Genomic DNA, 20,015 nt, shown 5'->3' with positions numbered 1-20,015 from the left:
CGAGAGAGCGATCATGCCGGTCTAATCAGCCTTCGGTGCCCACCATGTACAAGATCCTTAGTCCGATTGGAACTGAAATCGAAATTCCGGAAACCGTGGCTCAGAACTCGACCACGTTCGATTTGATCGACCTCGCCGGTGCAAAGCAATACTACGAGGAGAATGGCTATGTCGTCGTGCGCGGCGTAGTGGATCAGACCGCGTGCGATTCCATTCGCAATGCATTCGAGAATACCGTCAAGCGCTATCCGGGATACATCTATCGGCAGGCGACGGCGAATCCGGAAAAGAACAGGATCAACGAGTACGGGTTCGTGATGAATCCACTGCTCAATCTTCAATCTCTTGGTGATCTGGAGTTCGCGCCGCTAAAGCAGTTAGCGGTCAGAGCCTTTGCGAGTACGCCGATCAAGGCCATCACGCGAGAACTCTTTGCGGAAGACGGCAAGCTCGTACAGAGCATGTACTTCGAAGGAAACGCGGAAACGTGGCCTCATCAGGACACGTATTATCTCGATAGCGAGAGAATCGGCACGATGGTGGGCTGCTGGTACGCCTTGGAGGATATCGACGCGGGCGCGGGGCGCTTCTTCGTGGTGCCGCGCAGTCATCGCATCGACATGGTGAAGAACGGGAAGAACTTCGACGTTGCGTTCAATCACGGTCAATACAAGGAGCTTGTGAGGAAGATCCTCGCCGAACAACAGCTCGAATTCCGCGCGCCATTTCTGCAGAAAGGCGACGTGCTTGTCTGGAACTCGAAAACGATACATGGAAGCTTGCGCACGACGCGGCCGGAATTTTCCCGCAGTTCTCTGACGTCGCACTTCATTCCGGCCTCGCACCGGTTCCTGCAGTTTCAGTCGAAGATCAAGCCGCTGAATTTGCGTGAGTTCAATGGCATGGCGTTCAATTGCCCGAAGGATATGGAGCGGCTGTCCAGCCGCGTGGTGCTGGGCATTGAAACCACATTCCCCAAGACATTCCAGATGGCAAAGAAGCTGGCCATCAAGGCCCTGGTGAAATGAGGCGCTCGAGGCCTCAAGGAATGTATTGAACGACACCGGCGCCGACGAGGTTATCCGCAATGACCAAACTGGATTCTTTGCAAGGGCTGCGAGGCATCGCGGCCAGCCTTGTCGTGGCATTTCACGCGGTCAATAGCCTGAAAAACGCCGGTTGGGTTCCCGAGTACACGTCGGGATTCGCTATCCGGGGCATGGCGGGCGTCGATATCTTCTTCGTGATCTCCGGCTTCGTGATGGTATTGACCACGGCCAACAAGCCGCGGGGCATCGATGCCGCCCGGAAGTTCATGCTCGCGCGTCTGACTCGCATTGCACCCATGTACTGGCTTTTGACGACGTTCATGGTGATGCTTCTGTTGTTCGCGCCTTCCGTTTTCAGCACCGAAAAGTTCAGCCTCGCGCGGACCATCACGTCCTATCTCTTTCTGCCCTATGAAGTCAAAGAGGCAGGACATGCATATCCCGTCTTGTACGTTGGATGGACACTCACGTATGAGATGTTCTTCTATCTGGTCTTCGCTGTCTCGCTATGCTTTGCCGAGCGTCCCATGCGGTATTGCATCGTGGCGTTCTTCGTGATGCTTGGACTCGGGTCGCTCACGGCTCAGGCGAATGCGTTTTACTGGCGTTTCATGACGAACCCGATGATGCTCGAATTCGTTTTCGGCTGCATCATCGGATGGATGTATACGCAACGAATGAAGGTTCCCATGGCCGTCTCAGCCTGCATGGCAGTGACCGGAATACTGGGATTCTTTGTGTCTCCCATCACGCTCGAAATGGAGCACCGGTTCATCTTCGCCGGCATTCCATCGGCGCTGCTCGTGGCAGGGTTTGTTTTCTGGGAATCGGCGAATGGATGGATTCCAAAACTCGTTCTGCTTCCCGTCGGCAATGCGTCTTACTCGATCTATCTGACGCATACGCTCACGGTACCCGTGATCGCCCACGGTCTCGGACACTTCGACAAGTCGCGGGCTTTGCAAGGCGATGTCGCATGCGTTCTGCTTGTGATGGCGTCGATATTCGTTGGCTATCTTGCCTATCTGACGATGGAGCGTCCTCTGAACGAAGCTTTGCGCGCCTTCATGAAAAGAACGAAGGACGGAACCCTGCAATCCGAAGCGAGCGTGACTCCACTAGTCGAACGATGAGCTCAGCGCCGATTATCGCGGGCACATCTTTCCGCGCGTCAGGTGATAGCCTGCAACCAGCCCCATGTCATAGGCGCTTTCCAGCGCGCGCACGATATCGATCGGCTTGACGGCGATGCGATCGTCGAGTGCATCGCCGCTTCTGAAATCGACATCGAAGCAATCGGTGGCGATCTCGCTCAGTGTGGTCAGGCGTTCATCGGTCAGCAGGCTCATTTCATCGTCCTCCGCTCAGGTATGCGTGCATATCATAGGGGCGCTGAATTAGCTCCGAATTAATGGCCGCGTCGCGAAAAGAGCCTTATTCGCCTGACAATTGAACGCTTCCCGATGGGTTTGTTTGATCTTCCGAAACGTTGCCCGGTATGCTACGGTGATTCGTATGTATTACTTGCGACCGGGCGATCGCTGATTGTCGATCGGCCTTCCGAACTGATTCGGACGGAGTGTGACAATGGACCAGCGGGCCGGCGGCTCGTCGCTATATCTCATCATCTGCCCCCGGTGTGAAAGCCTTTCATCAGTAGAAGAAAGCGTATGCCCGTTCTGCGGCGCCGACCGACACGGAGCCGTACTCACGAAGGGCGCGGAGACCGCGGTGCGGGCGGTCGAGGCGGCGCGCGGCGTAACGCGTCATTTCCAGGAACCGAGCGAAGTGGCGCGCGTGCGCTGGAGCGTGCGTCCGCGCCGGCGCGAGCCGCGTTTGCCCGCTCCCGCAACCGCCGCCGGCACCGTCGTAATCGAACCGCAGCGCGCTTCGAACTCGATACTGGCCACGGTCGCGATGGGCGGCATCGTGATCAGCGCGTGTTTCCTGATACGCGCTTATTTCGAACAACATCCGTCGACGGCGCGCGCGGCCGGACTGCCCGTCGCGGTCGCGGGCAGCGTCGGACAACAGAATCCGCCGAAGGTCGATGTGGCGCCGCAGCGGATCGTCGAGGCGACGCATCGCGGGCCGGCGAATTCTTCAGCCGAAACGCCTTCGCCGTTGATGGCGGTAGCCGCGTCGAGCGAAGACCACGACACGCCCCCGGTTGTCGTTCCCGAACGACCGGTCGCGGCGAAACATCCGGCGTCCCGCGCGCAGCACGCGGTCAAAGCCGCGCCCAAAACGGTTTCCAAAACCGATTCGAAAGCCGTTTCCAAGGTCGCTTCAAAAGCAAAACCCGCCGCCGCATGTGCGCACAAAGCCGGTCGCGCATGTACCGAGCCGCCGCAACGCCGCGTGGCTAGCGCGGAGCCGAAGAATCGGCAGGCGGCCAAGTCGCCGAGTCCCGCGCCGGTCGCACGAACGAAAACCGCGCCGAAGGAATTCCAGAAGGTCGCGGCCATCCCTGCGCCGGTGAAACCCGCCATGACCACGGACGGAAGCTGGAAGCCGGGCAAAACGAAGAATTAAGCGGAAGCTCAAATCCACTTCGCCTTTCGAAACCAGCGAAACAGCAGGAAGTCGATGGTGACGATCGCCGCGATGACGATCGGATAGCCGAAGCGCGCGTGCAATTCCGGCATGTGCTCGAAGTTCATGCCGTAGATGCCGGCGATCATCGTCGGCACCGCGAACATCGCCGCGAACGTGCCGAGGCGCTTGGTGATTTCGCTATCGGCGAGCGCGATCATGCCGAGGTTGACCTGAATCGCGGTGATCACCATTTCGCGGCGTCCTTCGATCGCGCCGACAATCCGCTCCAGGTGAACGTAGACATCCTTGAAATAGGCCGTCATGCCTTCGCAGATGCCCGGCACGCGGCCGCCGGTCAGCTTGCCGACGCCTTCGAGCAGCGGGCCGACGTGATGACGCAGCACCACGAGCTGTCGCTTGAAGCGATACAGGTCTTCGATCAGCTCGCGCGAATCGCGGCCCTCCTGGCGCGAGAAGATGCGGTCTTCCAGCACTTCGAGTTCGGCGGTCATCGTTTCCAGCACGGAAAAATAGCCGTCGACGATATCGTCCATCAGCGCATAGAGCACGAACGCGGAACCTTGCCTGAGAAGCGGCGGTTCGCGCTCGCAGCGTTCGCGGACTTTCTTGAAGCCGTGCATCGTGCGCATGCGCACCGAGAGCACGTAGTTCCTGCCGACGAACACGTCGACTTCGCCGAACAGCAGACTGGCGTCGTCCTGCAACTCGACGGTGTGCATCACCGCGAAGAGCGATTCGCCGTATTCCTCGATCTTCGGCCATTGATGATGCGCGCGCACATCCTCGACAGCGAGCTCGTGCAGACCGAATTCCTCTTTCATCGCATCGAGTTCGGCGGGCTCGGGATCCTTCAGCGCGACCCAGACGAAGCACTCCGGCTTCTGCACGTAATCGCTGATTGCTTCGATGGTGATGTCGCCGAGCTTTCGGCCGTCCTGATAGGCGGCGCAGGCAATCAACATTGTCGGTCTCCATGCAAGACAGACATGCATCGTGCATCGCCCAGTCGACGCTTTTATGACATCGCGCACGACGTCAGTGCGTTTTCAGCGCGATGCGGCGGGGGGAAATTGGCGGGGGATGCGCTTCGCGCGAGACGCGAAGCGCATTTGCAAGGCTTATGCGGCGGGTTGCCAGTGATCGTCCACGGTCTTGTCGGTCACGCGCACCTTCGCGACCATCGGGGCATATCCGCGCAGCTTGATTTCATCGGCGGCGAGTCTTTCCGAGCGATAAACCTGCTGCGTGATCTTCGTGCCGTCATGGAATTCGAGCGTGTAGCCGTCGATCGGTCCCCACTGGCCCTTCGGCATCGGTTCGATATAGACATTCTGCATTGCGTTACTCCCGCGTGATTGGAAAGCACTGGGCGGTCCGCATCGGCGAACGTGCGCCTCTTGTATAAGAGGTTATCGAAGAAACGACGGCGGCCGGGTGCTGTACGTGGTGTTGCGCACCAAATAAAAATCGATATGAATCAACGCGCTATGCGCACGCTCTCATGATGAGAAAGCCGATCCTCCGATGTGCAACCCACGTCGTGCTGCCATGCAGCGTAGATTTTCGGGAAACGGACCTCAATTCCGCATCGTGAGAATTTCGTGTCGATAGTCGTCCATCGCGGGCGTCGCGGTTTCGGCAAACACGGGCGCGAAGCGAAAGCCGTTGCGCCCCTTGCGCTTGGCCTCGTACATCGCGCGATCGGCGTCGGCGAGGATCGCTTCCGCGGACGTATCGAAGCCGCCCGCGCACATCGCGATGCCCACACTCGTGCCGAGGTGCGCCTCTCCGCAACCGAGCTCGAAAGGCCGGCCGATCGCGCGGCAGATATCCTGCGCGATCCGGCTGCACGCGCTCGCCGACGCAATGCCCCGCGCGAGCAGCACGAATTCATCGCCGGCCAGGCGGCAGACGAGGTCGCCGGCGCGCGTCGTTTTTTTCAGGCGCGCGGCTACTTGTCTGAGGAGTGCGTCGCCCGTGTCGTGGCCGTGCTGGTCGTTGACGCTCTTGAAGCCGTCGAGGTCCATGAAGAAGAGTGCGAAGGGCACGTCTTCGTCGCGGGCCGCATCGACGGAAAGCGCGAGCTGCTCGGCAAGCGCGCGCCGGTTGGGCAGGCCCGTCAGCGCGTCGAGCATCACTTCGGAGCGCATCTGGTTCTCGCGCCGCTTCGTCTCGGTGATGTCCTGCGACATGATGTAGAAGCCGCCGACATCATCGCGCCGGTATTCGGGGATATACGTCGCGTTCCAGATGCGGCCGGGCGCGCCCTCGTAGACGATATCCTCGTGCGTCACGCGTTCGCCCGCGAGCACGCGGCGGAAGTAGGGCAGGCAACGTTCGAACGTCGCCGCGCCGATCGTGTCGAGCACGTATTTGCCGCGCAATGCGGCCGGCTCGACGCCGAACACCTCGCGATACATTTGGTTGTTGAAGCGGTAGCGCAGATCGGCATCGACATGAGCGATCAGCACCGGCAGGTTGTCCGTGATCGTCTGCAACGTGGTGCGGCTGCTGGTCAGTTCGCAGGTGCGTTCGAGCACGCGGCGTTCGAGTTCCTGCCGGTAATCGCGCAACATCTCTTCGCTATGCTTGCGGCTCGTGATGTCGTGCATCACGCTCACGAAGTGCAGCGGCAGGCCACGTTCGTCGCGAATCAGCGCGACGGAAAGCTCGATCCACACAGGCTCGCCGTCGCGGCGTCTGTATCGTTTTTCGAGCGTATAGGTCTTTCTCGCGCCGTCGAGCAGTTCGCTCACGAGTTGCAGATCGGCGGGAAGGTCCGCTTCCTCGGTGATCTGCTGGAAGGTCATCGTGACGAGTTCGTCGGCGCTATAACCGGTGATTTCGCACAGCTTCGGATTGACTTCGACGAAGCGTCCGCTCAGATCGACGATCGCCTTGCCCGTCGGCGTCCGCTGGAAGATCGTGTGAAAGCGCGATTCGGACAGACGCAGCTTGCGGCGGTCCGCTTCCTGAAGCTCGCGCGTCTCGCGTGCGGCTTCACGCTGAACGATTTCGCGCTCGACGGTCGCCGCGAGATCGCACAACGAGGCTTGCAGGGACGCGCTCAGCGTTCTCGGCTTCGTGTCGATGGCGCATAGCGTGCCGAGCACGAGGCCATCCGACGAGCGCAAGGGCACGCCCGCATAGAAGCGGATATGAGGCGCGCCCGTGACGAGCGGATTGCCCGCGAAGCGTGGATCGTCCTGCGTATCCTCGACGAGCAGCAGACGCCCGGAATGCAGCGCGTGGGCACAGAAGGACACGTCGCGCGCGGTTTCGCATACATCCAGCCCGACGCGCGATTTGAACCACTGCCGATGTTCATCGACGAGCGACACCAGCGCGATCGGCACCTGCAACAGCTCGGCGACGACGCGCGTCACGCGGTCGAAGACTTCTTCCTGCGCAGTGTCGAGCAGGTCGAGGCTGCGCAGCAACTGGAGCCGCTTCGCTTCATCTGCGGGCAGAGGCGCCGCGTGCCATTCGTGTACGGGTTGCAAGGTTCTTCTCGATTCTTATCGGTAACGTGCCCAATGCCACGTCGGCAATTTATCGAACCCTGCGCAATCCCGATTCGTCGATCAAAGGCAGGCTTGGGCCTTAGTTCGACGCATGCTCTATAGCCCCAGGCACACGGCGCCGGCCGCGACGACCACGCACGCGAGCCAGCGCTTCGCGCTGACCGGCTCGCGCAGGAACACGCGTCCGATGAGCGCCGCGAACACGACGCTCGTCTCGCGCAACGCGGATACCGCACCCATCGCGCCGGACTGCATCGCCCAGATCACGATGCCATAGGCGGCAATCGATACGAGTCCGCCCGCGAGCGACGAGCCCACGGCCATCGGCGCTTCCTTCACCGGCGTCCAGAGCGCCGGCAGGCCGCGCTTCGCGACGAAGATCACGGGCATCAGCCAGTAGAACATGAACATCCACGTGGTGTAGGTGAGCGCCTCGCCGTCGGAGAGACGCACGCCGATGCCGTCGATCACCGTGTAGATCGCGATGGTCACGCCCGTCGTCAGCGCGGCGAGCACGCCCGCGCGCGACACGCGGCCGCCCTGCAAAGCGAGCGCCATGATGCCGCCGGATATCAGCACGATTCCGAACGCATGCAGCGCGCCGATGCCTTCGTGCGCGAAGAACGCCGCGCCGAGCGTGACGAGCATCGGCGAAGAACCGCGTGCGATCGGATAAGCCTGCGCAAGATCGCCACGACGATACGAGCGCACGAGGCTCACGTTATAGACGATATGCACGAGCCCCGAAGCGACGATGTACGGCCACGCGGCTTTCGGGGGCATCGGCAAATAGAAGACGACGAACGCCGACACGACGCCAATGGCGATGCTCATCCATGTCATCGAGAGGAAGCGGTCGCGGTTGCCGTGGAGCATCGCGTTCCAGCTCGCGTGAAGCACCGCCGCAAAGAGAACGACGCCGCCGGTGTAGGTGAACATGCGTTTTATGTCGGTTGTGTGACGGATAGTTCATAGAATAACTATCTTGTAAGCCCCGCACAAACCATATAAATTGCGTTGTCGTGTTAGAAAAACTCTGGTGAATGAGACCGGCATTGCCTTCGCTCAACGCGTTGCGCGCCTTCGAGGCTGCGGGGCGGCTCGGCAGTTTCAAGGAAGCCGCGGCGGAACTGCACGTGACTCACGGCGCGATCAGCCAGCAAGTGCGCCTGCTCGAAGCGTGGCTCGGCGCGTCCCTGTTCGAGCGTCATAATCGGCGCGTGGTGCTCACGCCCGCGGCGCGGGCTTATCTCGCGGAAATCGGTCCGCTTTTCGATCGGCTTGCGCAGGCCACGGCCCGGTATGGCTTGTCCGAGACAGTGTCGCGAACGCTGACCGTGAATGCGCCCGCCACATTCACCTTGCGCTGGCTCGTGCCGAGGCTGGAACGATTCCGCGTGCTTCATCTCGATGTGGAAGTCAGGATAGAGACATCGAACGAGCCGGTGGAGAGCCTGAAGGACACGCATGACATCGTGATCCGCGGCGGCCCGGATACCTTTTACGGCTATGTCATGCGGCCGTTTCTCGAAGAAGAGCGCTTGCCCGTTTGCAGTCCGGCGCTATTGCGGCGCTTGCCGCTGCGAACGCCTGAAGACATGCAGCGGCACACGTTGCTGCATACGTCGAGCCTGCCGCGCGTCTGGCCTGACTGGCTCGCGCAGGTGGATCTGCCCGCGCTCACGCCCGCGGCGGTGCTGACTTTCGATCACTTCTATCTGACCTTGCAGGCCGCTGTCGATGGCATGGGCATCGCGATGGGCCCGACCGCGCTCGTCGCCGACGATCTCGCCGCAGGCCGGCTCGTCGCGCCGTTCGACGGTCCGCGCCTGCCGTCGCGAAGCTACTGCACCTATGTCGCCGATGACAAGGCCGATGACGATGTGATCGTGCTGTTTCGCTCGTGGCTGGAGCGGGAGGGCGAGGCGTTCGCGAGCGAGCACGAAGTCTGAATGCAGCAAACATTTAACTATCCAGTTAGAATATAGTGGTTTACGCCAATGCCCTTGCCGGTTCTCGTGACCGCACAGGGCAGGCGATCCAGCCGCGCACTTCGGCGCACGCATTCACGCGTTGCCGATTCCTTATGTGCCGCGGCATCGGCGAATGACGAAGTGCGTCGTCCGGCGCGCTGACTTCAACGGAACGCTTTTCATCGCGCGGCGCGACATGGCCGCGGCATTCCGTTTCGCCGACCGATGCCGGATCGCATGGCAGATTCCTGGAGAAGATTCGATGTCTACGAGTGAAGCCCGTCTCTCAGCCGTGCTGAGAACAGGGTGCGTATTGCTGGGCCTCGCGTTGCTGGCCACTGGTCTGTTTTTTGTCGTCGGCGGCGCGAAGCTCGCGCTGTTGCACGGCAGCCTCTATTTCGTGATCGCGGGCGCGGTCATCGTCGTTTCGGCGGTGCAGTTCATGCGGGCGAAATCGTCGGCGGTGCTCGTGTATGCAGCGGCGTTCATCGGCACGCTCATATGGGCGCCCATCGACGCCGGTTTCGATTTCTGGCCGCTCGTGTCGCGCCTGATGCTGCCGGCCGGCTTCATGGTGCTCGCGCTGCTCGCATGGCCATCGTTGCGCAGGCATGAGACGGGCAAGCGCGCGTCGAAGCGTGCATACGGGCTTGCCGGCGTCATCGCGGTGGGCATGCTCGTCGCGTTCGTGCAGATGTTCCAGCCGCATCCGACCGTCGCGTCCGAAGGAAACGAAGCGCCGCTCGTGCCCGTTGCGAAGGAACACGCGCAGAAGGACTGGAGCAACTACGGCAATACGCCCGGCGGCAGCCGCTTCGTGGCGCTCGACCAGATCACGCGCGACAACGTGAAGGATTTGCATGTCGCGTGGACGTTCCATACGGGCGATATCCCCGACAGTCCCACCGGCAACGGCGCGGAAGATCAGGAGACGCCGCTGCAGATCGGCGATCGCATCTACATGTGCACGCCGCATAACAACGTGATCGCCGTCGATGCGGACAGCGGCAAGCAAATCTGGAAGCGCGAGATCGACGCGCAGGCGCAGGTGTGGAACCGCTGTCGCGGTCTCGCCTATTTCGATGCGACCCAGCCTCTGACGCAACCTTCCGTGGCAGGCTCGACGCCCGTGACGGCTGTTTCCGTCGCGGCGGGAGCGAGTTGCCAGCGCCGCGTGCTGATGAACACGATCGACGCGCGCCTCGTCGCGATCGACGCCGACACCGGCGCGCTGTGCGAAGGCTTCGGCGATCATGGTTTCGTGAATCTGAAGGCGGGCCTCGGCGTCGCCGACGATCCGAAGTACCAGCTCACCTCAGCGCCGACGCTCGCGGGCACGACAGTCGTCGTGGGTGGGCGCGTGGCGGACAACGTCCAGACCGACATGCCGGGCGGCGTGTTGCGCGGTTTCGACGTCATCACCGGCGAGATGCGCTGGGCCTTCGATCCGGGCCGCGACGATCCCAACGCGCGCCTGCAACCGGGCCAAACCTACGCGCGCAGCACGCCGAACTCGTGGGCGCCGATGTCCTACGATCCCGCGATGAACACCGTGTTCATTCCGATGGGCAGCTCGTCGGTGGATTTGTGGGGCGGCAATCGCACGCCGCTGGATCATCGCTACGCGACCTCGATCCTCGCGCTCGATGCGACCACCGGCAAGCAAAAGTGGGTGTACCAGACGGTCCACAACGATCTGTGGGACTTCGACGTGCCGATGCAGCCGAGTCTCATCGACTTTCCGGAGCAGGACGGATCGACGAAACCCGCTGTCGTGTTCGGCACCAAGTCCGGCCAGATCTTCGTGCTCGACCGCATGACGGGCACGCCGCTCACGCGTGTCGAAGAACGCAGGGTGAAGACGGGCACGATCCCCAACGAGCAATACTCGGCCACGCAGCCGTTCTCGGTCGGCATGCCGACGATCGGCGCGGACACGCTGAAGGAATCGGACATGTGGGGCGCCACGCCGTTCGATCAGCTGGTGTGCCGGATCAGCTTCAAATCGATGCGCTACGACGGCCTCTTCACCGCGCCCGACAAAGACGTTTCGCTGAGCTTTCCCGGCTCGCTCGGCGGCATGAACTGGGGCAGTTTGTCGACCGATCCGGACCATCACGTCGTCTTCGTGAACGACATGCGTCTCGGCCTCTGGGTGCAGATGGTGCCGCAAAAAACCGACAGCGCGCCCGCGAGCAACGGCGGCGAAGGGGTGAACACGGGCATGGGCGCGGTGCCGCTGAAGGGCACGCCTTATGCCGTGAACAAGAACCGCTTCATGTCGCCGCTCGGCATTCCGTGCCAGAAGCCGCCGTTCGGCACGTTGTCGGCCGTCGATTTGAAGACGCGAAAACTGTTGTGGCAAGTGCCCGTCGGCACGGTGCAGGACACGGGACCGTTCGGCATCAAGATGCGCATGAAGATGCCCATCGGCATGCCGACGCTCGGCGGCACGCTCGCGACGCAAGGCGGACTCGTGTTCATCGCGGGTACGCAAGACTACTATCTGCGCGCGTTCGACAGCGCGACGGGCAAGGAAGTGTGGAAGGCGCGCCTGCCGGTCGGAAGCCAGGGCGGACCGATGAGCTACGTATCGCCGAAGACAGGCAAACAGTACGTGCTGATCTCGGCGGGCGGCGCGCGGCAGTCGCCGGATCGCGGCGATTACGTCATCGCATACGCGTTGAATCGCTGATCGTCTGTCCTGGCGATTATCATGGCGAGCGGCGGCGCTGGCATGCTTGCCGCCGCTTCGTCCGGCCAACCCTTTTTCCCTGATCCTGTCGGCTCGTTATATGGGCCGAAGATTTCATGCGTCCGACAAAGACTTTCATTCGCTTGCTGGCCATGTCGATGTCATGCGGCATTGGCGTATCGACGGCTCACGCGCAGAGCGCCGTGACACTGTACGGAACAATCGACACCAGTATCGAAGTGACGAACCCCGGCTCGTCGTGGACGCCGCGCATGGATTCGGGCGCGTATCGCGGCTCGCGCTTCGGCTTGCGCGGTTACGAGCAATTGAGCGCCGACACGCGCCTCATCTTCGATCTCGAAAGCGGCTTCAGTTCGGCGGACGGCACCTTCGCGACCGCCAACACGATCTTCAACCGGCAGGCCTGGATCGGCCTCGGCGCGCCGTGGGGCGAGTTGCGCATGGGCCGCCAGTACTCGCCGATCTATATCCCGTTCAAGGGCGGTCTCGATGCTTTCGGCGCGGGCACGATCGCGTCGGGCCTCAACAATCTGTCGAAGATCACGCCTTATACGGATAACGGCATTGCGTATCTGTCGCCCGATTTTCACGGCTTCACGACGACGCTCATGGTCGCCTTGCGCGATAGCGGCGATGGCAACGGGCTATCCGGCAACTACGAGACCTTCGCGTATCACAACGGGCCGTTTCGCATTTCCTACGCGCATCAGGAGACGCAGGGTGACACCGGTTTGCGTGCGAATCTCGGCGGCGTGTCGTATCGCATCGGCAGGACGACGGCCTTCCTTTCGTACTTCAACGGCGATGGCGGATCGCCGCGTTATCACAGCGACGGTCTTTCGCTATCGATGCGCTATGCAGTGACGCCGCGCCTGCGTGCGTCGCTCGGCTATGCGTATGCACGCGACCGCTCGGGCGGCGACAACGACGCGGACCAGTTCAGCGTCGCGTGCGAATACGATCTTTCACCGAAGGTGCTGCTCTACGCGAGCGGCGCGATGCTGCGCAATCATGGTGACGCGACATTCACGCTGCGCGGCGTGAACGTCGTCGGCATTCCGGCGGCTTATCCCGGCGCGCCGGTACGTGGCGTACAGGTCGGCATGATCGAGCGGTTCTGACGCGAAGAGCGCGGGCGCATCAACCGAACCACTTCATCATCAGCGTGGCGAACACGACCATGCTCGCGCCGCCGATGCGCGTCGAGATCTGCGCGAAGGGCATCAGGCCCATGCGGTTCGAAGAGGAAAGAATCGCGACATCGCCGGTGCCGCCGAGGCCGCTGTGGCATGCGGTGATGATCGCCGCTTCGACCGGATACATCTTCAGCCACGCGCCGACGAAAAAGCCCGACACGATCATCGCCGCGACCGTCGATGCGCAGATCACGAAATACGCGGGCGAGAATGCGCCGACGAGCTTGTCCCACGACACGAACAGCGTGCCCAGTCCGACGAGAATCGCGAAGGTGAGATTCGTCGACATGAACTTGTAGATCTGATATGCGCCGATTTCCATGCGCTCGGGAATCGCGCGCGCGACCTTCAGCACCGCGGCCGCGACGATCATCAGCACAGGACCGGGGATGCCTGTGACCGGCGCGAGCAACATGCCGAGAATGAAGAGCGTGCAGCCGAGCAGCAGACCGAAGCCCATGAGCCGCAGATCGAGCGCGGCCTCGGCCTTTTGCTCCTTGAGGAGCGCCTGATCGTCGCCGCTCTTCACGAGCATGCCGTCGCCACTATACGCGCGATGCTTCTCGCCGAAGCGCTTGAGCAAGCCGCTCGCGAGAATCGCGACGACGTTGCCGATGAGCGCGGCCGGCACCATCATCGCAATGAGATGGCCTTGCGCCGCGCCGGTGATCTCCGCGTAGCCGATCGACAGCGGCAGAATGCCTTCGCCGATGCCGCCGCCGAGAATCGGCATGACGATATAGAAGAACGTGTGCTTCGGATCATGGCCGAACATGAGACCGACGAGCACGCCCGCCGCGATCGCCGTCACGGTGCCGACCAGCAGCGGCACGAACATCTTCAGAAAGCCTTGAATCAGGATCTTGCGATTCATCCCGAGGATGCTGCCCGCGACGAGACACGCGATATACAGATACTGCAGGTTCGCGGTCTTCATCGTCGTGGTGATGGCCTTGAGCGCGGCGTCGTCCATCAGCTTGTAGCCGAGCAGCGCCGATGGCACGAAGAGGCAGAGAATCGCGGGTCCGCCGATATGCCTGAACACCGGAATGCGGCTGCCGATTTCGCCGAGCAGCAGGCCCGAGAGCATCAGCACGGCGAAGCCGCCGATCATGTCGTTCGGCAGCTTGCCGGTGGCGGCGGCGAGAATCGTCACCAGCGCGAGCGCGGCGAACATCGCGATCGGCATGCCGCCGATGGTCAACATCGAGAAGCGGGCGCGCAGTCCGAGCGGCGCCGCGCCCGTGCGCAACGAAGGGCTTTCCATAACTTGTCTCCTGATGGGGGATGGTGCGGTGCTGGACGCTCGTGCGTCTCTTCTTGCGTTACGCCGCCTGAGTCTTGCGTTGCTTCGGCAGATCGATCTTCATCCACGGATGCGCGGCTTCATGCTTCGCTTCGAACGCGCGGATCGCGTCGCTGTCGGCGAGCGTCATGCCGATCATGTCGAGGCCTTCGATGAACATGCGCTTCTGGCGCGGCGGCAGATCGAAGGCGTAGCGAGTGCCATCGCTCGTGCTCACGCGTTGATGCTCGACGTCGATGCTCAGGCGATTCGTTGCCGGATCGCTCACGAGCGCGGTCAATGTCGCAACGATGGCTTCATCGAGCGTGATCAGCAGCAGCCGGTTGTTCTGCGCGTTGAAGTAGAAGATCTCGCCGAAGCTCGGCGCGATGACCACATCGATGCCCGCTTGTTGCAGGCCCCATACGGCGTGCTCGCGGCTCGAACCGCAACCGAAGTTCGCGCCCGTGACGAGAATGCGCGCGCCTGCGTATTCGGGCTTGTTCAACGCGAAGTCTTCGCGCGCGTTACCCGACGCGTCGAAGCGCAGGTCATACAGCACGCCGCGCGCGAGACCGGACTTGTCGATGCCGAAGAGGAACTGCTTCGGCATGATCTGGTCGGTATCGAGATTGTTCAGGGGAAGCGGCGCGGCGATGCCCGCCAGTGTTGCGTGCTCAGACATGCTCGAACTCCTTTCGTACATCGACGATGCGGCCCGCGAGCGCGGCGGCGGCGGCCATCGCCGGGCTCATCAGGTGGGTGCGCGCGCCGCGTCCCTGGCGGCCCTCGAAATTGCGGTTGGTCGTGGAGGCGCAGCGCTGGCCGGGTTGCAGGATGTCGTCGTTCATCGCGAGGCACATCGAGCAGCCTGGCTGACGCCATTCGAAACCCGCTTCGATCAGCGCGCTCGCGATGCCTTCGCGTTCCGCCTGCTCGCGGACCATGCCGGAGCCGGGCACGACCATCGCACGCACGGAAGGCGCGACCTTGCGGCCGCGCACGACATCGGCGACGGCGCGCAGGTCTTCGATGCGCGCGTTCGTGCACGAGCCGATGAACACGTGATCGATCGCGAGCCCTTCGAGCGCTTGCTCCGCATCCAGCCCCATGTAGTCCAGCGCCTTCGATGCATTGCGTTTCGCGACCGGTTCATCGGCAAGGCGGGGAATGCGCGCGTCGATCGCAATCGCCTGATCCGGACTCGTGCCCCAGGTGACGAAGGGCGCGACGTCGCGTGCGTCGAAGCGATGCGTGATGTCGAACGATGCATCGGCATCGGAATGGATCTGCTTCCATTGCGCGACGAAGGCGTCGTCGCCGATGCGCTCGGCCACGTAACGGATCGTCGTCTCGTCGGGCGCGATCAACGCGCCGCGCGCGCCCGCTTCCACGGTCATGTTGCACAAGGTCATGCGCGCTTCGGCGGAGAGCGCGTCGATTGCGCTGCCCGCATATTCGACGACAAAGCCGCGCGCGCCCTGCGCTCCGATCTTCGAGATGATGTAGAGCACGAGATCCTTCGATGTCGTGCCATGCGCCAGCGCGCCATCCACGACGATGCGCATGTCCTTCGCCACGCGATAGACGAGCGTTTGCGTCGCGAGCACATGTTCCACCTCCGACGTGCCGATGCCGAAGCCCAGCGCACCGAGCGCGCCATATGTCGTCGTGTGGCTGTCGCCGCACAGCACGACCATGCCCGGACGAATCAGCCCGATTTCCGGCGCGACCACATGCTCGATGCCTTGCGCGCGGTCCCGCACGTCGAAGAGATGAATGCCGTGCCGCGCGCAGTTGCGCGTGAAGTTCGCGGCCTGATGCGCGGCCGCGTCGATCATGATCGTGCGCTTGTCGACGGCCACGGGATGCGTCGGAATCACGTGATCGACGACGCCCATCTGCTTCTCCGGGCAACGCACCGGCAGGTTCTTCTGTGCGAGCCCCGCGAATGCCTGCGGGCTCGTGTACTCGTTCATGATGTGCAGGTCGGCGTAAAGCGCGACGTGCTCGTCATCGACGCGAAAAACCGTATGGTTCTCCACGATCTTCCGGTAAAGCGTCTGTCCCATGCTGTCTCCCTCGATGCCCCTCGGATAAGTCGAAGCCAGTGTAATTCGATACTGGAGGCCGTAAAATGCAGACTCATTTAACCCATTATTAAGATGGATTTATAAATGAACTCGATCGCGGACCTGGAGTTTTTTGCGCGGCTCGTTACGCAGGGCAGCTTGTCGGCGCTCGCGCGCGAGCTCGGCGTGACGCCGCCCGCGGTGAGCGCGCGTCTGAGTCAGCTCGAACGGCGTCTCGGCGTGAAGCTCCTGAATCGCACGACGCGGCGGCTCGCGATGACACAGGAAGGCGAGCTTTATCTCGGCACCGGTTCGCGCCTGCTCGAACAGGTGCAGGAACTCGAACGCATGGTGTCGAGCAGCCGCGATCTGCCGCGCGGATTGCTGAAGGTGAACGCGACGTTTGGCTTCGGGCGGCGGCACATCGCGCCGGCGTTGTCCGGGTTTCGCCGGGAATATCCGGAAGTCGACGTGCAGCTCGATCTCACCGATCGTCCGATGAATCTCGCCGAGTTCGCGTTCGATGTCGGCATACGCTTCGGCGAGTTGCCGGACATGCGCGTCGTCGGCAGAAAGATCGCGGCGAACCGGCGTTTCGTGTGCGCATCGCCGGCGTATCTGAAGGCGCACGGCACGCCGAAAGAGCCTGATGATCTGCGCGGTCATCGGTGCATCGTGCTGCGTGAGAACGACACCGCGTATGGCACGTGGCATTTCACGAAGGGCAAGCGACACGAGACGGTGAAGGTGCAGGGCGCGATGAGCAGCAACGACGGCGAAGCGACCCTGCGCTGGGCGCTCGATGACCACGGCGTGCTGGTGCGCTCCGAATGGGACGCGCAGCCTTATCTCGATTCGGGGGCGCTCAAGCAAGTGCTCGCCGACTGGTCGATGCCGCCCGCCGATATCTACGCGATCTATCCGGAGCGGCTGAATCTGTCGGCGAAGGTGAGGGTGTTCATCGACTTTCTGGAGCGCTATCTGAAGCGGGCGTAATGCTTGCTGATGGTTTTTTGATGTTTTATTGATGGTTCACGTTTCGCCGCACCGGCTATGCTTAGGGAAAACGGAGCGAGACATGAACGAGACGAACTGGTACACGGAAAGCGGCTGTTCGCTCGACGAGTTTGCGAGCCTGCTGGAGCGTGATACCGCGCAGAAGCTTGCGTTCGCGTCGGATATCCAGCGGCAGATTCCGCTTTACGACTGCGGCGCGCTCGCGGGCGTATTACGCGACCCATCGCAGGTGATGGCGTTGCAGGCGGAATGGGCGACAGTGCTGCGCGATGGCGCGGGCGTGTTCGTGCTGAAGCATGCGTATGCGGACACCGGCCCGGTCGACGAGGCCACCGCGATTTTCGAATCCATCATCCGCGAGGAGCGTGCGCAAGGCGTGAGCGCGGGCGATCACTTCGCGAAGGCGGGTGCGAACGATCGCATCTGGAATGCGCAGGAGAAGCTCTGTCTGCAGGCGCCCGGCGTGTTCGCGCGCTACTTCGCGAATCCGTTTATCGAGTGTGCCGCGCAAGCGTGGCTCGGTCCCGGTTTCCAGATGACATCGCAGGTCAATGTCGTGCGTCCGGGCGGAGACGCGCAACAGGCGCATCGCGACTATCACCTCGGTTTTCAGACGGCGGATGAAGTGCGGCGCTATCCGGCGCATGTGCATGCGATGTCGCCGTTTCTCACACTGCAAGGCGCGGTCGCGCATAGCGACATGCCTGTGGAGAGCGGTCCGACGAAACTGCTGCCTTTCTCGCAACGTTACGCCCGAGGTTATGTCGCGTGGCGTCGCGCGGACTTTCGCGAGTACTTCGAAGCACGCTACGTTCAATTGCCGCTCGAAAAGGGCGACGCGCTCTTCTTCAGCCCCGCGCTCTTTCATGCTGCGGGCGCGAACCGCACACACGACGTGCAGCGTATGGCGAACCTGTTGCAGGTTTCATCGGCATATGGTCGTGCGATGGAAACGCTCGATCGCGCTCGCATGTGCGAAGCGGTTTTTCCGGTGTTGCTCGAGTGCAAGTCGACGGGACGAATGAGCGATGCGGAACTGGATGCGGTCATTGCGTCATGCGCGGAAGGTTATGCGTTTCCGACGAATCTGGATCGCGATCCGCCGATTGGGGGGCTTGCGCCGAAGAGTCAGCAGGCGCTGCTTCGCCAGGCAATCGATGAGGTTTGGTCTGTCGGTGCGCTCGGCGAGGCGCTGGAGGGGAACGCTTGGCGTCGGCGCACGTAGGGGTGGAATTTGTTGGCGCGGTTTTCGTTTTTTGCTTTTCGCCGGATCCCGTATTCGTGTCGGTTTATTAGCACTGCCCCTATGCGGGGCGGCAGTCACTTTCTTTGCTGCTGCAAAGAAAGTAACCAAAGAAACAGCTATCCCCAGCCTAAGCACTTCACACCGGCCGCGGCACAGGCGATTGGCCTAATGGCCCGGCAGTAGCGAGTGCCCTCACAAGCAGACAAGAGCTTGGACCGCGCACGGTCTGACGCATCGCACCACAGAACAAACTGGTTCAGCACCAAATAGCTCCGGCCCGCTATGCGGCCGATGGGTCAATCGGGTATGCGCGCGCTTCTTAGTCGGTTTCCCTCGCATACCCAACGGCAGCGCGTAGCGCTGTGCCGGAGCTCTTTCGTGCTGAACCAGCGCCCTAAAACAACTAGCTTGTCAGACCGTGCGCGAGCCAAGCCCGATTAGGCCTGTGAGGGCGACACTTAGGCGAGTGCCATTGGCGGCTGGCAAGCATCGCCAACGTGCGTGTGACCGCGGGCTTAGACGAGCTGCTTTCTTTGGTTACTTTCTTTGCAGCAGCAAAGAAAGTGACCCCCGCCCCGGGGAGGGGCAGTGCTAATAAACCGACACGAACACGGGATCCGGCGAAAAAAACCCCAAAACCCTACGCGAAAACACTATTCCTGATAAACCGCCGACAACACACTTTGCGCATCGGCCAATGCATTGTCGAGTTGCACGAGACTCGCATGCCGCGCCCCGAGCGGATCACGATTCGCAATCGCAGTGAGAATCGCCTTGTGCCGAGGCAAAGACAGCGCGTGCGTATCCGGATGACGGCTCGTCAGCTTGATCGACTCCGACAGCGCCAGCGTCAGCATATGTCCGATGTACATCAGCATATCGTTGTGCGTCGCGGTCATGATCGCGCGATGAAACTCGAGATCGGGCGCGAGCAAGGCCTCCGGCGTGTCCGCATGCGACATGCGCTCGAACGCATCACGAATAAGCGCGACATCCTCTTCCGTCGCGTTCGATGCGGCAAGCGCGGCGGCCGCAGGCTCGACGATCCTGCGCACCACGAGCAGCGACTGAAAGAATTCGCCTTCGTGGACGCTGTTGATCGTCCAGAAAAGCACATCGGGATCGAGCGTGTGCCATTCATCGCGCGGACGCACGACACTGCCCAGACGCGGCTTCGACAGCACGAGGCCTTTCGCGACCAGCACGCGCGTCGCTTCGCGCAGCACGGGCCGGCTCACGCCATACGCTTCGCACAGCTTCGCCTCGGCAGGCAGCCGGTCGCCCGGCTTGAGCTTGCCGCTCACGATCTCGATGCCGAGCTCCTGCACGATGCGCGCGTGCATGCTCTTGCGGGGCTGTGGATGGCGATAGTCCATAT

General features: G+C 62.0%; 17 protein-coding genes. 8 read left to right on the top strand and 9 right to left on the bottom strand.

The features are described from left to right. Positions 1–122: 122 nt before the first annotated feature. Positions 123–1,028 (top strand): phytanoyl-CoA dioxygenase family protein, encoded by a 906-nt coding sequence (locus ACEN42_RS24720; protein WP_371885016.1) that lies wholly within the window; start codon positions 123–125, stop codon positions 1,026–1,028. A 59-nt stretch (positions 1,029–1,087) separates the two neighbouring features. Beyond that, entirely contained in the window at positions 1,088–2,182 is a 1,095-nt protein-coding gene (locus ACEN42_RS24715) for an acyltransferase family protein (protein ID WP_371885015.1), read from the top strand. Between the two features lie 12 nt (positions 2,183–2,194). Here the strand turns inward: ACEN42_RS24715 and ACEN42_RS24710 are convergent, their stop codons facing one another. Beyond that, a complete protein-coding gene (locus ACEN42_RS24710) occupies positions 2,195–2,398 on the bottom strand; it encodes a hypothetical protein (protein ID WP_187606833.1) in 204 nt (67 codons plus the stop codon). Positions 2,399–2,636: 238 nt separating this feature from the next. Here ACEN42_RS24710 and ACEN42_RS24705 point away from each other — a divergent pair, with 238 nt between their 5' ends. After that, positions 2,637–3,584 (top strand): hypothetical protein, encoded by a 948-nt coding sequence (locus ACEN42_RS24705; RefSeq protein ID WP_371885014.1) that lies wholly within the window; start codon positions 2,637–2,639, stop codon positions 3,582–3,584. Between the two features lie 8 nt (positions 3,585–3,592). Here the strand turns inward: ACEN42_RS24705 and corA are convergent, their stop codons facing one another. From corA to ACEN42_RS24685, 4 genes are all read right to left on the bottom strand, one after another. Continuing rightward, on the bottom strand, positions 3,593–4,570 hold the full coding sequence (gene corA, locus ACEN42_RS24700; RefSeq protein WP_238292450.1) for a magnesium/cobalt transporter CorA: 978 nt from the start codon (positions 4,568–4,570) through the stop codon (positions 3,593–3,595). A gap of 156 nt (positions 4,571–4,726) precedes the next feature. After that, positions 4,727–4,945, bottom strand: coding sequence for a hypothetical protein (locus ACEN42_RS24695; RefSeq protein ID WP_187606830.1), 219 nt, complete (start codon positions 4,943–4,945; stop codon positions 4,727–4,729). A 240-nt stretch (positions 4,946–5,185) separates the two neighbouring features. Then, positions 5,186–7,111, bottom strand: a complete 1,926-nt coding sequence (locus tag ACEN42_RS24690; RefSeq protein WP_371885013.1) for a diguanylate cyclase domain-containing protein — start codon at positions 7,109–7,111, stop codon at positions 5,186–5,188. A 117-nt stretch (positions 7,112–7,228) separates the two neighbouring features. Continuing rightward, positions 7,229–8,071, bottom strand: coding sequence for an EamA family transporter (locus ACEN42_RS24685; protein ID WP_238292446.1), 843 nt, complete (start codon positions 8,069–8,071; stop codon positions 7,229–7,231). Between the two features lie 104 nt (positions 8,072–8,175). Here ACEN42_RS24685 and gcvA point away from each other — a divergent pair, with 104 nt between their 5' ends. From gcvA to ACEN42_RS24670, 3 genes are all read left to right on the top strand, one after another. After that, positions 8,176–9,084, top strand: a complete 909-nt coding sequence (gcvA, locus tag ACEN42_RS24680; protein WP_371885012.1) for a transcriptional regulator GcvA — start codon at positions 8,176–8,178, stop codon at positions 9,082–9,084. A gap of 283 nt (positions 9,085–9,367) precedes the next feature. Then, complete coding sequence (locus ACEN42_RS24675) at positions 9,368–11,800, top strand: glucose/quinate/shikimate family membrane-bound PQQ-dependent dehydrogenase (RefSeq protein WP_371885011.1); 2,433 nt, start codon at positions 9,368–9,370, stop codon at positions 11,798–11,800. A gap of 152 nt (positions 11,801–11,952) precedes the next feature. Further along, a complete protein-coding gene (locus ACEN42_RS24670) occupies positions 11,953–12,942 on the top strand; it encodes a porin (RefSeq protein WP_371885083.1) in 990 nt (329 codons plus the stop codon). A gap of 19 nt (positions 12,943–12,961) precedes the next feature. On the opposite strand, the gene ACEN42_RS24665 is transcribed toward ACEN42_RS24670, so the two are convergent. From ACEN42_RS24665 to leuC, 3 genes are read right to left on the bottom strand one after another with little or no spacing between them, the layout of a single operon-like run. Further along, the gene (locus ACEN42_RS24665; protein WP_371885010.1) at positions 12,962–14,284 is read right to left on the bottom strand and encodes a 2-hydroxycarboxylate transporter family protein; all 1,323 of its coding nucleotides are present in this window, start codon (positions 14,282–14,284) and stop codon (positions 12,962–12,964) included. Between the two features lie 58 nt (positions 14,285–14,342). Then, positions 14,343–14,987, bottom strand: a complete 645-nt coding sequence (gene leuD, locus ACEN42_RS24660; RefSeq protein ID WP_371885009.1) for a 3-isopropylmalate dehydratase small subunit — start codon at positions 14,985–14,987, stop codon at positions 14,343–14,345. Beyond that, complete coding sequence (gene leuC, locus ACEN42_RS24655) at positions 14,980–16,374, bottom strand: 3-isopropylmalate dehydratase large subunit (protein ID WP_371885008.1); 1,395 nt, start codon at positions 16,372–16,374, stop codon at positions 14,980–14,982. The genes leuD and leuC overlap by 8 nt, the downstream gene beginning before the upstream one ends. 105 nt (positions 16,375–16,479) lie before the next feature. On the opposite strand from leuC, the gene ACEN42_RS24650 reads away from it, so the two are divergent. Together ACEN42_RS24650 and ACEN42_RS24645 are read left to right on the top strand one after the other, a co-directional pair. Further along, a complete protein-coding gene (locus ACEN42_RS24650; RefSeq protein WP_250486588.1) occupies positions 16,480–17,370 on the top strand; it encodes a LysR substrate-binding domain-containing protein in 891 nt (296 codons plus the stop codon). Between the two features lie 82 nt (positions 17,371–17,452). Continuing rightward, positions 17,453–18,616, top strand: a complete 1,164-nt coding sequence (locus ACEN42_RS24645; RefSeq protein ID WP_371885007.1) for a phytanoyl-CoA dioxygenase family protein — start codon at positions 17,453–17,455, stop codon at positions 18,614–18,616. A 674-nt stretch (positions 18,617–19,290) separates the two neighbouring features. Here the strand turns inward: ACEN42_RS24645 and ACEN42_RS24640 are convergent. Continuing rightward, positions 19,291–20,013 carry a FadR/GntR family transcriptional regulator gene (locus ACEN42_RS24640; protein ID WP_187606819.1) on the bottom strand — a complete coding sequence of 241 codons (723 nt, stop codon included), beginning with the start codon at positions 20,011–20,013 and terminating at the stop codon, positions 19,291–19,293. Positions 20,014–20,015 lie beyond the last annotated feature (2 nt).

Source organism: Caballeronia sp. S22 (assembly GCF_964261745.1).
GTDB classification, from domain to species: Bacteria; Pseudomonadota; Gammaproteobacteria; order Burkholderiales; family Burkholderiaceae; genus Caballeronia; species Caballeronia jiangsuensis.
Note: the sequence above shows the minus strand (reverse complement) of the source record. Positions and strands in the feature narration are given on the sequence as shown.